Source organism: Magnetospirillum sp. LM-5 (genome assembly GCF_902729445.1).
GTDB lineage: Bacteria > Pseudomonadota > Alphaproteobacteria > Rhodospirillales > Magnetospirillaceae > Magnetospirillum.
On sequence record NZ_CACVCE010000021.1, the window covers coordinates 1 to 15,005 of the forward strand.

The following is a 15,005-nucleotide window of genomic DNA, read 5'->3' on the forward strand; positions in this document are numbered from 1 at the left end:
TAGCATGGACCCCCGGATCAAGTCCGGGGGTGACGGCAGAGAGTATGAACCAGATTAAAGGCTCGATGGTCTAACCCGCCACGCCTTGTCGATCCAGCCGAACCGCCGGGGCGGCGCCGTCAGGCGCCACCCCGCTCGCGGTTGCACCAATCGACCGCCAATTCGATGATGGAGTGGGCGACCGGGACAAGATCAGCCAAACGATAGCGTTCGTCACGGCCATGCGCGTTCTCACCGCCGCCTGGCCCGTACAGGCACACCTCGCCGCCATCCACGAACGCCATATCGGAATAGCCGGTGATTGAAACCAGGCGGGTCTCGTTCCCGGTCACCCGTTCGGTGATCGGCTTCAGGCGGCTAATCAGCTCGCCGTTGGGATCGCCGCAATAGGGTTCGCGAATGACGGCACCGGGCGCGACCTCCAGCATCGGCGAAACTCTTGCCGCCAACGCCGTGATCTCGGCCAGAACGGCGGCGCTGGTCCATGGCGGCGCGAAGCCGATCATCAATTCGGCGCGCGCCTGTGCGGGCACCGCCCCACACCATGCCCCCCCGGTGATCCGGCCGATATTCAGATAGCTGTTGCTCGCCAGGCCTGGAAACGGCGGTGCCGACGCAAGACGCCCGTTGACGAAGGCCCGGGTCTCGACCAGCAGATCGACCAGAGCGTCGAACGGATTGCCCAACCGGGCAACGTTGCCTGCGGCGCCCGGCGTTCCGGTCGCCGTCACCGTCACCGCCGCCTGGCCAAGATGGGCGTGGATGATGCGGTTTGGCCAGGTGCCGTCAATGATCACCGTGCCGTCCGCGACATGGCCGGCGGCCCCCACCGCCTTGCTCCCGGCGGCACTGGTCTCCTCGCCGTCCACCACCTGCAGGACGAGGTCCCCGCCCAGTTCAAGTCCAAGAGACGAGATCGCCTCGGCGACGAGAATCATCACCACCAGACCGGCGCGATCGTCCTGGGCACCGCGGCCCCACAGCCAGCCGTCCTGTTCGACGGCCGCATAGGGGGGAAACCGCCAGCTTTGCGGCTCATCGACCGGGACGACGTCCGTGTGAGCATTGAGGGCGAGCGAGCGGTGCCGATCCGGCGACCGCCCCCGCAGCCGCGCCACCACGGCCATCGGCGGCGCCTGCGGGTCGGCCCCGGGAATGCGTTCGACCCGCAGGCCCAGCCGCTCCAGTTCCTGTTCCATCAAGGTCATGGCCGACCGACCGTCGCCGGGACAGCGGACCAGCGCCCGCAGAAGCTCGACGGCGGCCGATTGGCGTTGGCTTAGAAAGGATGCCGGCATGTTCCCTCTCTCGAATTTCGGACCTGGCGGCCTGCCCGCCGCCCTGCCCGACGGTGGGAACCGCGCGAACCTTAGACGTGTTCGACCCGGCCCGTCCACCGTCGCGTCGCCGCCCCCCTGCGCCGGCGCTAGACAGGGCGGGGCATAACGCGTATCTGGTCGATCACGGATCGCAATGGCAATGGTGACGGAACGTGGCGACCATAGTCTTGACGGGAGCCACCGGCTTCATTGGCGCCTCGCTGGTCCGGCAACTCGCCGGGCGGCACGACGTGTGGGCGCTGGCAAGGCGGCCGGGGCCGGCCGGAATCCACTGGGTCAAGGCCGATTTGGGACACCGCGTCCCCCTGCCGGTCGAGGCCCTGCCCGCCACGGTCGACGCCGTCGTTCACCTGGCCCAATCCGCACGGTATCGCCAGTTCCCGGACGGGGCGGCGGACATTTTCGCCGTCAACGTCGATGCGACGGCGCGATTGCTGGATTACGCGGTGTCCGCCAAGGCCCGGGCCTTCATCCTGACCTCGACCGGCACCGCCCGGCAGGTGCCGACGGACGGCGTGGCTCCGGCCCCGCCGCCGGGTTTCTACGCCGCCTCGAAGCTGGCCGCCGAAGCGGTGGCCGCGCCCTACGCCGACTTGCTGCGCATCGCCATCCTTCGGCTGTGGACGCCCTATGGACCCGGCCAGATCGACCGGATGATCCCCGGTATCGCCGATCGGGTGCGCCGAGGCGAGGCGGTCAGCCTGGATGGCGACGACGGAATCGTCTTCACGCCGACCTATATCGACGACGTGGTCGATTGCCTCGAGGCCGCGATCATGTCCCCCGACTGGCACGGAATCATCGATGTCGGCGGCAATCGCGCGGTTTCCATTCGCGAGTTGGCCGAGCTGATCGGGGCGAATGTCGGGCACCCCCCTCACTTTGCCTGGACCGGTCGCCAGCCGGCGCTGCCGCTGATACCAGACCTGACCCGGCTCCGGCAACTGGTCGACACCGACCGCTTCGTGACTCTGGCCGACGGGTTGCGCCGGATTCTGACTCCGCCGGAATAGCGCCGGGATTGATACCTTGACGCCCGGACGACCTTGTTCCTAAGCTCGCCGTCGCCCCAACCCAACCGGAACCGAGCCTTGTCAACCCAGACCGCGCAATATCCCAAAATCCCCTTGTTCCAGCATGACCTTGGCGCGCCTGAGCTTGAGATGCTGGCGGAGGTCCTGGGCCAGCGCATCCTGACGACGGGGGCCTATACCGAACGGGTCGAGGCGCTGCTAGCGGACTATCTGGGCGTCAAACACGCCCTGTGTGTCACCAGTTGCACCGGGGCGCTTCATTTGTCACTGCTGGGCCTGGGCATCGGGCCGGGTGACGAGGTCATCACCACGCCGATGACCTTCATCGCCACCGCCACCGCCATCATGGAAGCCGGTGCGAAGCCGGTGTTCGTTGACGTCGAACCCGAGACCGGCAATATCGACCCTGCCAAAATCGAGGCCGCGATCACCGAACGAACCCGCGCCATCATGCCGGTCCATCTTTACGGCCTGATGGCCGACATGCAAAGGCTGCGGACAATCGCCGATCGCCATCGGCTGTCCATCGTCGAGGATGCCGCCCATTGCGTCGAAGGGCGCCGTGACGGGATTCGCCCCGGTGGGCTGGGAGAAACGGCCTGCTTCAGCTTCTATGCCACCAAGAACCTTACCTGCGGCGAGGGCGGCGCAATCGTCACCAACGATACCGCCCTTTACCAGCGGCTCAAACTGCTGCGCGTTCACGGCATGGACAAGACCGCCAACGATAGGGCGCGCGAAGGTTATACCCATTGGGACATGCCGGTGTTCGGGTGGAAATACAACATGAGCAATATCGACGCCGCACTGCTGGTACCGCAGTTCGCGCGCCTGCCGGCCACGCTGGCTCGTCGGCAGGCCTTGGCCGAGCGTTATGTCGACCGACTGACCCGCCTCGCTGATGTCGATATCCCGGCCCAGGTCGCCGGAACCCCGGACACCTGCATTCATGCTCACCACCTGTTTCCGATCTGGACCGAGCGTCGCGATGCCGTCATCGCCGCCTTGCAGCACCGCAATGTCGAGGTCGTGGTCAATTACCGAGCCATCCATCTTCTGACCTATCTTCAAGACACGCTGGGCCACCGACCGGGCGACTTTCCGGTAGCCGAGGCATTGGGCCGGCGCACCTTGTCCCTGCCGTTCTACCCGTCCATGCCGCCCGAGGATGTCGACGCGGTTGTCGGCAGGCTCGAAGAAGCTCTGGCCGAGGCGCGGTAGCCCGACCTTATGGCCGGCAGGCACTTGCCCCCATGGCGCGAGTTGGATAGGGTCCCGGCCTAGGCTTGGTCAACCTCAGCCACGCCTTCTTTGCACGCCATACCATAAACGGGAAGACGCACCATGGTTTCCTATGAGCTGAAAAACAAGGACCTGCAGCAGGCGTTGCAAAACGGCATTTCACACGACCAACAGCAGCGTGCGATCGAGGATTCCTCCGGCGGATATTATTATTCCCCGGACCAAGAGTTCGACGACAAGCTGAAGGTGTGGGTCATCGAGGAGGCCTTGCGCCACCTTCGACCTGGCCGCGTCCTTGACCTGGGCTACATCAACGACATCTGGACCCGCGCCTTGCTGGCCGACTCGCGTGTCAGCTCCGTCGACATCGTCGAAGCCGCAGTCAGCCACGTCGATCGTGCCAACCAGGATCTGGCCCGAACCGAACGAGTCCGCGTCTTCCACACTTTGTTCGAGGACTTTCAGCCCGACACTCTTTACGACACCATCTTGATGTCGGGTGTCGTCAAACATGTTCCCGACGACGACGCTTTGGTCCGCAAGGCGATGACCTGGCTCGCACCGGGCGGCGTGGTGATCGCCTCGACTCCGAATTGTCGAGCGTTCCATCGCCGTCTTGGGACCTATATGGGCCTCGAACTGGCGCCGGACCGGCACAATAACCGTGACCAGAACGTCTTCAACGTCCACATCTACGACCGTTTCTCTTGGCGCGCCTTGTTCGTCCGAAACGGCTACCATGTGCGTGAGATTACCGGCGTCGGAATGAAGGTCCTGGGAACCGAGCAGCTCCGGTATCTGGGCGAGCGGTATGATATCGACCGGATCCTCGAAGGATTGCGCTGGATGGCCACCGAAATGCCCGACTACGCGTGGTACCTGGTCTTGGTCGCCGAGGCGGCTTGACTGTCCCGAGGCGGTGCGGACGATACGGCTGCTAGAGCGGATTTCGAACGATCTGGATTAGATTTCAATCCGCGACAAGCCCGCACGGCGATAGAGCGGCCCCGGCACGGGGCGCATCATGCAAAGCAGAGCAGGTTTCGATTGATCGAAATCTGCTCTATAGAGTCGCCGGCCAGGGCGACTGGCCCAGATAGGTTTCGTACCATGCCTGAAACATCACCAGCGCCCAGATGCGGAAGGCATGGTCGGCGGTCCCGCTTCGGTGTTCGGCAACCAGCCGGCCAACAACCGACGGGTCGAACAATCCGTGACGGTCCAACCCTGCGGGCGAGAGCATACGGTCGATCAACGGATCGAGCGGTCCGCGCAGCCAGACATGATTGGGCTGGATGAAGCCTTCCTTCGGGCGATCGAGAATCTCGGCCGGCAGGTAACGCTGCGCGGTCTTCTTCAGTATATATTTGAGCGTCCCGGCCTTGATCTTGAGCGTGCCGGGAATGGTGGCGGCAAGCTCGGTCAGCCGATAATCCAGAAACGGCGCACGAACCTCGACCGAATGTGCCATCGACAGGCGGTCGCAGAAGGCCAGGATCTCGCCCGGCAGCGACGTCGCGATATCGACATCAAGCATGCGGTTGAGGCCATCGGTCGCCCTGCTGGACCGAAACGCCTGGTGTAGCCACGCGACGGTATCGTGCTCCGCCACCACCCGCCCGGCTGGTGTCGCCAGCAATTCCGCCTTGAGGGGCGGGGGAAAGGCGCCAAAATTTGCTCGCATCTGCCAAGGCGTCATGCCAGCGAAACGGCGGACATAATCGGGCCGGTCGGCCAGGGGCGACAGGTCCACCGCCTCCAGCGGCGCTTCGGGGTTCAGGGCACGCTCGGCGGCCAACCTTTCCAGCGGCCAGACTAGGCGGTGATGACCATAGCTGGCGAACTGATCGTCAGCGCCGTCGCCGCTAAGCACGACCTTGACATGCTTTCGGACCAGGCCGGTCAGAAAATAGGTCGACACCACTCCCGCGAACGGCTGGTCGAAGAACCGAGCGACGTCCAGGGCGGCATCGGCCAGCTCACGGGCGTCCATGATGTATTCATGATGATCGGTTCCATATTTGGCGGCCAGGCGGCGCGCATAGAACAAATCTTGTTTGTCGGCCGGCTGATCCGCGTAACCCAGGGTGAAGGTGTGCAACTGCCCGCCGAAATGCCGGCGCACCATCGCGACGATGAGCGAGGAATCGACCCCTCCCGACAAATAGGCCCCCACCGGGACGTCGGAACGCATGCGCAGACGGGTGGCGTCAAGGAGCAGCTCCTCGACCCGGTCGCACAAGGCGTCCTCGTCCGGCCAGTCGGCCGGCGTGAAGTCAAGCGTCCAGTATCGTCTCGGCTGTGGCCTGTCGCCAGGGCTCCATTCCATGAGATGCCCCGGTGGCAACGCCTGAATGCCCTTCCAGATGGTGGCCGGCTCGGGGACATAGCGCAGCGACAGGTAATGCGACACCGCCGCCGGGTCGACGGCACGGTCCAGCTCGGGCCAAGACAACAGCGCTTTCATTTCCGAGGCGAAACCCAGCCGACCGCCCACCTGAGCCCAGTAAAGCGGCTTGACCCCCAGGCGATCGCGCACCAGCAACAAACGATGGCGGCGTTCATCCCACAGCGCGAACGAGAACATGCCGTTCAGCCGGTGGACCATGTCCGGCCCCAGTTCCTCGTAGAGATGCACCAGCACCTCGGTATCGGAGTGGGTGGCGAAGCGGTGGCGGGGTCGCAACTCCTCGATCAATTCCTTGTAATTGTAGATTTCGCCGTTGAAGACGACCCAGATCGAGCCGTCCTCGTTGGACATCGGCTGATGCCCGGTGCCGAGATCGATGATGGAAAGACGCCGATGCCCAAGCGTCATCTCGTTGCAGGGGCTGGTGTAATATCCATGGTCGTCCGGTCCGCGGTGCGCGAGAAGATCGCACATCGCCGCGATCCGCCGCGGATCCGGACCCCCGGAAAATCCGGCGATTCCACACATGGCTCGTCCTCACCCCCCCAATCGCGGTATCGCCGGGATTCCGTCGATGACGCTTTGAACCTGGGAGATGTCCTCCCACGACACGTCGGGAACGAATATCTCGTCCCAATAGCGCATCACCACCCCCCTCCGCATGGCCGGCTGTTCGACCACCTCGCCCAGGATGAAATGGCGTAGCGCCAGGGCGACGTCATTGAAGCCGAACAGGTGCCGCAGCCCGGTCGTCCCGGAGAAGCGCGGATTGATCTCGAAGCAGACCGGGCCGTCGGTGGTCAGCCGGAACTGGAAGTTGACTGGTCCGGCCGCGCCCAGGCTGGCCCCCCACCGGCGAACCGCCGCATCCAATGCCGGATCGGCCACCGGATAGGTCCGATAGGAGGTGCCGGAATTCAGCTCGCGCCACATCACCAGGGCGACCAACGGCACACCCGATCGGTCGCACAACACCGCGCCGGTATATTCGCCGTCTTCGGCTCCGACATAGTGTTGGGCAATGCCGTCGCCGCCCAGGGCCGCCGCCGCCGCCAAGGCCTCGGCCTCGCTGCAGACCGTGACCACCCCGCGCGATCCGTAGCCTCGCCGCGGCTTGATCACCAATCGTCCGTCCGACTCCGCGAACAATCGCCGCACACCCTCGACATCGTCGGCCAGCACGGTGGCCGGATGCGGAAAATTCGCGGTGGCAGACCACCGCGATGTCAGCCACTTGTCATGGCACAATTCGACCAGTTCGGCGTCGGCCACCAGGACCTGCGCCCCGGTGCGCTCCTCGATCGACCGGCGCAGACGGGCCAGGTGGACTGTCTCGGCATCGGCGGCCACCAGAACGACATCGATCCGCTCGTCGACCATGATGGCGCAGAAGGCATCAAGGAATTCAGGAGCCGAGGCCGCCGGCACCCGGTAACCGCGATCGACCCGGTAAAGCCCCGCCGCCGCCCCCAGCAGATCGACGCCAACGACCCACGACGCCAGCCCGGATACCGCCAGCGCCTTCAATATTCCTTGGCCGACATTGCCCCCCACCCCGGTGACGAGCACGCGCAGGCACCCCTCAGGGCTCCCTTTCCAGCAAGACGTCATGGTAGTGCTTCAGCCCTTCAGCCAGGGAAATTCTTTGTCGATGGTCCCAGTCCCGCCGCGCCTTGCCAAGGTCGAGCACGACCGATGGGGCAGATTCCTGCCCGCCGCGATCGACTACCGCGACGTTCCAGCGCGGCAGTCCGGCAATTGTCCTCGCCAGTTCAAGCATCGAGGTCGCGTTTCCGGAACCCAGGTTGTAAACACCCGTCGCGGTCGACGCTGCGGCATCGACCATCACTTCGGCCGCGTCATCGACATGCAGGAAATCCTGCGTCCGAGCACCGCCGGCCATCACCTCGATCGCCTGCCCCGCACGGGCGCGCTCGATGAAGAACGGAAGCACCGAACCGGCGTTTTGCCCCGGGCCGTAAAGCGATGACAGGCGCAAGGCGATCACCCCCGCGCCGTGCACGGACGCCTGCGCGACGATGTGCTCGCCAGCCAGCTTGGCGGCACCGTAAAGCGTATTGGGCCGGGGGGTCAGATCCTCGTGCAGGACCGGAGCCGCCCCCATGGGGTAGACCGAGATCGAGGAGGCGTAGACCAGACGACGAACGCCAAGCCTGCCGCAGGCCCGCAACAGTTCAAGGCATGGCGCGGTGTTGTCGGAAAAGACGTCCGGATCCGCCGCGGCATCCTTCCGGCCAGGAATCGCCGCAGCCAAATGAAAGACCCACTCGAACGATCCGTCGAGCTGATCCCATCCAGAGCGAAGGCCAAGGTCAAGAACCGGGCCGGCCACGTCACCCGGCCCCGGTGCTCGACGCGAAACCGCGACGATCTCGCAACCCGGCACCCGGCGCCGCAGGGCGGCAACCACGGCCCGGCCCAGAAAGCCACGAGCTCCGGTAACGAGAGCCCGCCGAATCACGTCATCAAGTCCGCTTCAGCATTCGCAGCGAACAGCGCAATGGCGTCAAGGTTATGCGGTCGCTTACTTTGCCAATCTGGGCAGGTCTGACAGAAGCCCGGTAATTTGTCCCATTGCTTGGTCGCATGTGCCACCAGGAACGGATAGACCTTGTTCTGCCACACGTCGAAAATCGACTCATTGTTCAGGTCACCGTGAACATGCTTGCCTTCCCAATCGTTGATGCAATAGGGAACGCGGCCATCCTCGTTAACATTGATGGAATCGAAGATCCAGGCGCAGGCATGACGCTTGGTCATATCGGCGTGTATTTCATCCGAAAGATAATTGATCCACGTCATCTTCGGCCTGACATAGATCTGGACCGGGTAATTGGACCAGTACGCCTTGAAGTCCTCGACCTCGTGCTGGTTGACATCCAACACGGCAAACTGCACGGAAATCTGAAGCCGCCCCTGCGACCGCTCGATGGCGCGGTGGATGTTGCGCATCAGAACATCAAAATTGCCGCCGATCCGAACCTTCTGCTCATAGGTTTCCTTGGTGGTGGCGTCGATGCCGATATAGATCTCGTCAAGACCGGCCTCCATTAGACGATCAAGAGTCTCGTCGTCCAGCAGGTTGCCGTTGGTGTTGATCGCCGCCCGCTTCAGCCCCTTCGCCTTGGCGTAACGAATGCGTTCGTAAAGGCCCAGCTTCCGCGACACCAAAGGCTCGCCGAAATAGCAGAACCACATCCGCACCCAGGGCGCCTTTTCCATCACTTCGTCAATGATCCGCTTGGCCAGGGCGTCGTCCATCTTTCCCCATTTGCGGGGATTGAACTGGCGTGCGCACATGACGCATTGCAGTTGACAGAACGACGAGGTTTCCAACAGGACCTGATTGGGGAAGTAACGCAGCCGCTGGTAGATTTCTTCCGGGCTTTTCGGCTCTTGGCTCCGGATGAAGTTCAAGTCTGTCGCATTGTAGGTGAGCGCATAGGATTCAAGATATTCCTGCTTCGCGATGGGCATGTCGCTCACCGGGGGCAGGGTGTCGGTCGGAGTGCCAGAGGCGCCAGGCTTCACGATCATCTTGTGCTTACCATGCTCAAGTGTTGAAAAGTGCATTGCGTGCCCAGTCGGGCGCGGCAGCGCTGCGAGGAATCTGGTCGAGACGGTGGGCATCGGACCCAACGACGAAACGAACCCCTTTTCTGCGGAGAGCTTCGACCAGGCTCATGTACGACTCCACGAACGGCGCACCGCCCAATCGCTCGGGACGGACGACGATGTCTCGGCAATGATACTCGAATGCGGTATCCGATGCGACTAGAGTCGCAGCCAGTTCATCAATCAAAGCCGACGGCAAGGAACCTGGACGAAGGGTTTCTACGTAGTGCCGCGCCAATTTCGGAAAAGCCACATAAATAAAAGGGTGAACAAGGACATGATACCGATGGCGCCTCAGCGCCTGGATAATCGACCTCGTGTCATTTTCGAGAAACTCTTCAGGGGATTGCGAGAAGTCGCCTGTCACCCATTCCAGTTGCTGATGACCCGGCGCCAGCGTCACGAAATCGACCAGACCGTCGATACCATCTCGCCACGAGCAGTTGCCGTCCTGGTCGAGCAGATCGATCTCGGCCCCGATCAACACCTTTGGCGGACGGGGTCCGTCATAGGACCCGACTTCGGCCCGTGCCTGGCGAAAGATGTCCAGATCAGTGTCGGGGTGCAGGTGGTTGACCACCCCCACTTCCCGCAGGCCGCACCGGAATGCGGCTTCCAGTACTGCCGGCACCGTCATCTCGTTCGCGGTGCATGGCGAACGCCGAAGATGAACATGGTAATCGGCAGCAAAGGTCATTTCCCATCCGCCTTCCCGGGCTTGCGCAGCAGATAGGGGCCGAGGGCCACCGCGTTCATGCCGGTGCCGAGAAAACAGCGTACGGCATCTTGGGGCGTCCGGACGATGGTGTCGCCACGCACGTTGAAGCTGGTGTTGAGCAGCACCGGCACGCCATTACGCCCCTGCATCTCCTTGAGCAGGCGATAGAGGTCGGCGTTCTGCTCGGGCGTGACTGTCTGCACCCGCGCCGAGCCGTCAACATGGGTAACCGACGGAATGACCTCGCGCTTATCAGGCAGCACCGACACCACCTGCAGCATGAACGGCGTTTCATGGGCGGGCGCGAAATAGGTCGCCACGTCTTCCAGCGGCACCACCGGCGCGAACGGGCGGAACATTTCGCGGAACTTGACCCGCCCGTTGACAATATCCTTGGTGTCGGCACGGGTCGGGTTGGCCAGGATCGAGCGATGGCCCAAAGCCCGCGGGCCGAACTCCATGCGCCCCTGATACCATCCAACGATGGCGTAGTCGGCCAGCAAAGTGGCGACAGCCGCCACCAAATCGTCAGGACGCTCGACATCGATATCGGGCGGCACCTCCTTCAGGGCGGCCTCGATCTCATCGATCTGGTGCTCGCTTCCCAGATAGGCCTGGGTCATCGGCCGCCGCCGGAAACCCGGCTGCACGTTCCTGCTGGCCAGCAGTGCCGCGCCAATGCTTAACCCGGCATCATTGGCCGCCGGCATCACGAAGACGTCGCGGAACGGGGTGTTGGCACGTATCTTGCCGTTCATACTGCAATTGAGCCCGACGCCACCGGCGACGCAGACATTATCGCAGCCGGTCAGGCCGTGGAGATGGCGCAACAGGTCATAGCAGCATTCCTCCAGCACCACTTGCGCGCTGCAGGCGATGTCGGCGTCACGCTCGGTCAGGGCGGCCTCGGCGGTGCGGGGCAGGCCGAATCGCTCGACGAAGGCGCCGGAATACCACAATCGCGGCGAACCGCTTTCGTCCATCAGCGGTTGGGTATGGAAGGTGAAATACCGCAGGTCAAGTTGCAGTTGGCCACCATGAACACGGCAAATTTGGCGGAACGCATCGGCAAAAGTCGGCTTGCCATACGGGGCCAAGCCCATGGTCTTACCTTCGTCGCAGGCGGCATGGAAGCCCAGGAACTGGGTCACTGCGCCGTAGAACAATCCCACCGAATGAGGATGAGGAACCTGGACCAGGGTCTCGATCCGGTCGCCGCGGCCGACACCCAGGGTGGTGGTCACCCAGTTGCCCATGCCGTCAACTGTGAAGATCGCACTTTCCGAAAATGGCGAGGTCAGAAAGGTCGAGGCCGCATGCGCCAAGTGATGGTCGGTCCGGAACAGCGCGACATTACCGATCTCGCGGCGCAAGACCTCCTCGACCCCGGACTGGGTGTGAAAGGATGGCTGCATCGCGCCCGGATAGGCCTGAGCGAGGAATTGGCGCTTGAAGTGGTTGGTGACGTCGACATCGTTGGCATAGGCGACACAGGTCAAATCGTCCCGCGTGATCCCGGCCTGATCCAGGCACCACCGGATGGCATCGTGGGGAAAGTCCGTGCTGTGCTTGCGGTGGTCGAAACGTTCCTGCTCCATCATCGCCAGCACTTCGCCATCATGGACGATGGCAGCACTGGTATCGTGCGAGCCGAAATGCACACCTAGGATCATGACGATCGCTTCCTAAAAAAAGACGGCACGCCGGACGAGCTGGTTAACTGGACGGCAGAACTTCGCCGGAAGATACGGACGTCTCTTCCTGGGTCAGGAAGTCGTCGTGTTCCCCCAGGCGCTCGGCACGGCGCCGCTCGGCATTCTTGACGACCCGCCAATAATTATGGGTCCACGACCGATATTTCCAGTCAGGGCAAGACGCGCACAACTCCATCTCACTGCCGCGATTGGCCAGATGCATCTGGCGGTAACGCTGGAATTCGGGCCCGTGCCAGATTTCGCGAATGGTCTGCACCGCGACATCGCCCATGCAGGTGTTGGCGGCGATGTCGTATCCGCAAACCATCACATTCCCGCGCGAATCGATGTTCAGGCGCTCGAAGATGAACGGGCACGGCGTCGTCTCGGTATCGAGATAGGGACTGGGGTCGGCCGACCGGTCGCCGGTCAAGCTCGTGTTGGCGCCCCAGGTCAGAAACTTTCGTTTGATGAAATTGTCGACTCCGACCTCGTTGACCCAGAAGGCCTCGACCTCGTCGATATCGATGCCCTTCTGGTTGACGCCCGAGGCGATGATCTTCGACGTACTGCCCAGCTCCGCCCGCAACGCCACCATTCTGCGCGCGTTCTCGACCAGGGTCTTCCACTTGAGTCCGCGCCGGACGATCTTGTAGTCCTCTTCCCGGCAAGCATCCACCGAGAACTCGATCATGTCGACGCCTGCGGCAAGGAGGGCACGGGAATTCTCGGCGGTGAACTTCGAGCCGTTGGTGATCAGGCCGATGCGACAACCGACCGACTTGGCATAGGCCAGCAGCTCGACGCCCTGCGGGTGCAGCATCGGCTCGCCCCCGCCGGAAATGCGCAGATAGGCGTTATAGGGGCCGGCCTCGTCCGCGATCTTGCGGAAGATCTCGGGCGGCATGTAAGGAACATCCTTATAATTCTTACGGATGTTTGAATTGGTGTAGGGGCAGTGCGGGCATTTTGCGTTACACGGATAGACGAACGAAAGCACCAGCATCATCGGGAACTCAACTGCCTCCGGACGCAACCCGTAGCTGACGGTCTCGCCTTCAGCAGTTTTTTCCATACTCTTCACCAACTACTCCCTGGCACAAGCGGGCGACACGGAGACGTAAGCGCAGGTCACCGATTGAAGGCCAGATAACACAGTCTCTTCGAGCAGGGCAACTCCAATTTATCGCCACCGCTATCGACTGGCCAAACGTCGTCGAAACTACGATGAAGCTGGTTCCGAAAGCGCCACAGGTGATATGGTCGCCTTGTCCGCGGCCCCGGCGCCGAAGGGTTCTCCCGCATTGCCGGGCGTTCTTGATATGAGGTAACCCCGTGAAGGTTCTGTTCGTCGCCCCCGACGTTTTCTTTAGCGAACCCCTCGGCATCATGCAACTGAGCGCCATCGTGAAGAAAGCTGGCCACCGCAGCCGCCTGGCGGTGCTGTCGAAGCACAATCTCACCACGATCCTGGACGAGTTCCAGCCGGACGTTGTGGCCTACAGCACCATGTCGCCACACGAAGCCAAGTTCGAGATCGCCGACCGCACGGTGTTGGCCTGGTGCGAACGGCGGGGACGGCGCGTGTTCCGCATCATGGGCGGCCCGCATCCCACCTATTTCCCGGCGGTCCTGCAGAAGATGAATCTGGACGCGATCTGCATCGGTGACGGCGACAACGCTATTCTGCGCGTGCTTGACCGTGTAGCCGCCGGCGAATCGGTCGACGGTATCCCCAACATCGCGACCCCAACGCACCCCACCCCGGAAAAGGAAATCGTCGAGGATCTCGACGATTTGCCATGGCTGGATCGCGACATCCTCTACGATGCCGACCCGGAACTGCAATTGGTCGGCATCCGGTCGGTGCAGACGATGCGCGGTTGCCCCCACAAATGCACCTATTGCTTCAACCACGCCTATAACCGCATGTTTAAGGGCGGCGGCCGCAAGATCATCCGGCGGCGCTCGGTCGACAGCGTGATCGCCGAACTGAAAAGCGTGGTCGCCAACTACCCGGTGGTTCGCTTCATCCGCTTCGGCGACGACGTGTTCGTCATTCGCGACGCCGACGAATGGCTGGAAGAATTCGCCGAGCGTTTCCCCCGCGAGATCGGCCTGCCGTTCTATTGCCTGATCCGCGCCAACGCGCTGGACGAGAAGGTGGCGCAATTGCTGGCCAAGGCCGGTTGCCGGTCGGTCGGCATGTCACTGGAATCCGGCGTACCCCGCGTCCGCAACGAGATTTTGAAGCGGAACATGCCCGACGAGGTGATGGAGAACGCCTTCCGCCTGTGCCGCAAGTACAAGCTGAACGCCTTCGCCAACACCATCCTGGCGGTCCCTGGGACCACCTTGGAGGAGGACTTCCAGTCCTGGCGCTTCGCCAAGCGCATGGACCCGGCCGCGCCGACCTTCGGGATCTTCTCGCCATACCCGGGCACGGAATTGACCGACTACGCCATCGAGCTTGGCGTGCTCGACAAGGATTACGACTTCAACATCGTTTCGGTCTCGACGGAATCGATGCTGAACAACTACACCCCGGCGGAAAAGCGGCAGCAGCTGCATCTTGCCTATCTCGGCGGGATATTCTGCCACCTTCCCGCGTCGTTCGAGCCCATCCTCAGGGCGGCTGTCAAATTGCCGCTGACACGATTCTACAATTTCATCGGATATGTGTTCGTGACCTGGATGCTGAGCACCAAGGTCTTCCCCGGCGCCCATCCGCGCAGTGCGAAAGCGATCCTGAAAAGCGTGCTGCGATCGGTCAGCTTCTTCCAGAACGCCGATAGCCGTCGCGAGGTGGCCGACCGGGTCAACATCGCCAGCCAGGATGCCAAGGAGATCGCCCCCTAGGGTCAAACATGCCTCGGGTCGACGGTTCTGGACGACCCAGGTGATGCGGCAGGGACCGACATGCCGCCACTG

12 protein-coding genes are annotated in these 15,005 nt (G+C 62.8%); 4 read left to right on the top strand and 8 right to left on the bottom strand.

The genetic code is table 11. The features are described 5' to 3' along the window. Window positions 1–119: 119 nt before the first annotated feature. Complete coding sequence (locus MTBLM5_RS09165; protein ID WP_173975798.1) at window positions 120–1,298, bottom strand: M20 family metallopeptidase; 1,179 nt, start codon at window positions 1,296–1,298, stop codon at window positions 120–122. Between the two features lie 194 nt (window positions 1,299–1,492). Here MTBLM5_RS09165 and MTBLM5_RS09170 point away from each other — a divergent pair, with 194 nt between their 5' ends. The 3 genes from MTBLM5_RS09170 to MTBLM5_RS09180 all read left to right on the top strand — a co-directional run bounded on the left by MTBLM5_RS09170 (window position 1,493) and on the right by MTBLM5_RS09180 (window position 4,522). Next, the gene (locus MTBLM5_RS09170; protein ID WP_173975799.1) at window positions 1,493–2,353 is read left to right on the top strand and encodes an NAD(P)-dependent oxidoreductase; all 861 of its coding nucleotides are present in this window, start codon (window positions 1,493–1,495) and stop codon (window positions 2,351–2,353) included. Between the two features lie 114 nt (window positions 2,354–2,467). Then, the gene (locus MTBLM5_RS09175) at window positions 2,468–3,595 is read left to right on the top strand and encodes a DegT/DnrJ/EryC1/StrS aminotransferase family protein (RefSeq protein ID WP_256367168.1); all 1,128 of its coding nucleotides are present in this window, start codon (window positions 2,468–2,470) and stop codon (window positions 3,593–3,595) included. Between the two features lie 123 nt (window positions 3,596–3,718). Continuing rightward, entirely contained in the window at window positions 3,719–4,522 is an 804-nt protein-coding gene (locus MTBLM5_RS09180; protein ID WP_173975801.1) for a bifunctional 2-polyprenyl-6-hydroxyphenol methylase/3-demethylubiquinol 3-O-methyltransferase UbiG, read from the top strand. A gap of 157 nt (window positions 4,523–4,679) precedes the next feature. On the opposite strand, the gene asnB is transcribed toward MTBLM5_RS09180, so the two are convergent. From asnB to MTBLM5_RS09215, 7 genes are read right to left on the bottom strand one after another with little or no spacing between them, the layout of a single operon-like run. Further along, the gene (gene asnB / locus MTBLM5_RS09185) at window positions 4,680–6,554 is read right to left on the bottom strand and encodes an asparagine synthase (glutamine-hydrolyzing) (RefSeq protein WP_173975802.1); all 1,875 of its coding nucleotides are present in this window, start codon (window positions 6,552–6,554) and stop codon (window positions 4,680–4,682) included. Window positions 6,555–6,563: 9 nt separating this feature from the next. After that, window positions 6,564–7,595, bottom strand: a complete 1,032-nt coding sequence (locus tag MTBLM5_RS09190; RefSeq protein WP_173975803.1) for an ATP-grasp domain-containing protein — start codon at window positions 7,593–7,595, stop codon at window positions 6,564–6,566. Window positions 7,596–7,608: 13 nt separating this feature from the next. Beyond that, window positions 7,609–8,508 (bottom strand): NAD(P)-dependent oxidoreductase, encoded by a 900-nt coding sequence (locus MTBLM5_RS09195; RefSeq protein WP_173975804.1) that lies wholly within the window; start codon window positions 8,506–8,508, stop codon window positions 7,609–7,611. Continuing rightward, the gene (locus tag MTBLM5_RS09200; RefSeq protein WP_173975805.1) at window positions 8,505–9,584 is read right to left on the bottom strand and encodes a radical SAM/SPASM domain-containing protein; all 1,080 of its coding nucleotides are present in this window, start codon (window positions 9,582–9,584) and stop codon (window positions 8,505–8,507) included. The genes MTBLM5_RS09195 and MTBLM5_RS09200 overlap by 4 nt, the downstream gene beginning before the upstream one ends. A 16-nt stretch (window positions 9,585–9,600) precedes the next feature. Continuing rightward, window positions 9,601–10,359 carry a hypothetical protein gene (locus MTBLM5_RS09205; protein WP_173975806.1) on the bottom strand — a complete coding sequence of 253 codons (759 nt, stop codon included), beginning with the start codon at window positions 10,357–10,359 and terminating at the stop codon, window positions 9,601–9,603. Beyond that, on the bottom strand, window positions 10,356–12,053 hold the full coding sequence (locus tag MTBLM5_RS09210) for a carbamoyltransferase C-terminal domain-containing protein (RefSeq protein WP_173975807.1): 1,698 nt from the start codon (window positions 12,051–12,053) through the stop codon (window positions 10,356–10,358). Before MTBLM5_RS09210 ends, MTBLM5_RS09205 begins: the two co-directional genes overlap by 4 nt. Window positions 12,054–12,096: 43 nt before the next feature. Then, a complete protein-coding gene (locus MTBLM5_RS09215; RefSeq protein WP_173975808.1) occupies window positions 12,097–13,149 on the bottom strand; it encodes a radical SAM protein in 1,053 nt (350 codons plus the stop codon). Window positions 13,150–13,409: 260 nt separating this feature from the next. Between MTBLM5_RS09215 and MTBLM5_RS09220 the strand changes: the two genes are divergently transcribed. Next, complete coding sequence (locus tag MTBLM5_RS09220; protein ID WP_256367167.1) at window positions 13,410–14,933, top strand: B12-binding domain-containing radical SAM protein; 1,524 nt, start codon at window positions 13,410–13,412, stop codon at window positions 14,931–14,933. Window positions 14,934–15,005: the final 72 nt, after the last annotated feature.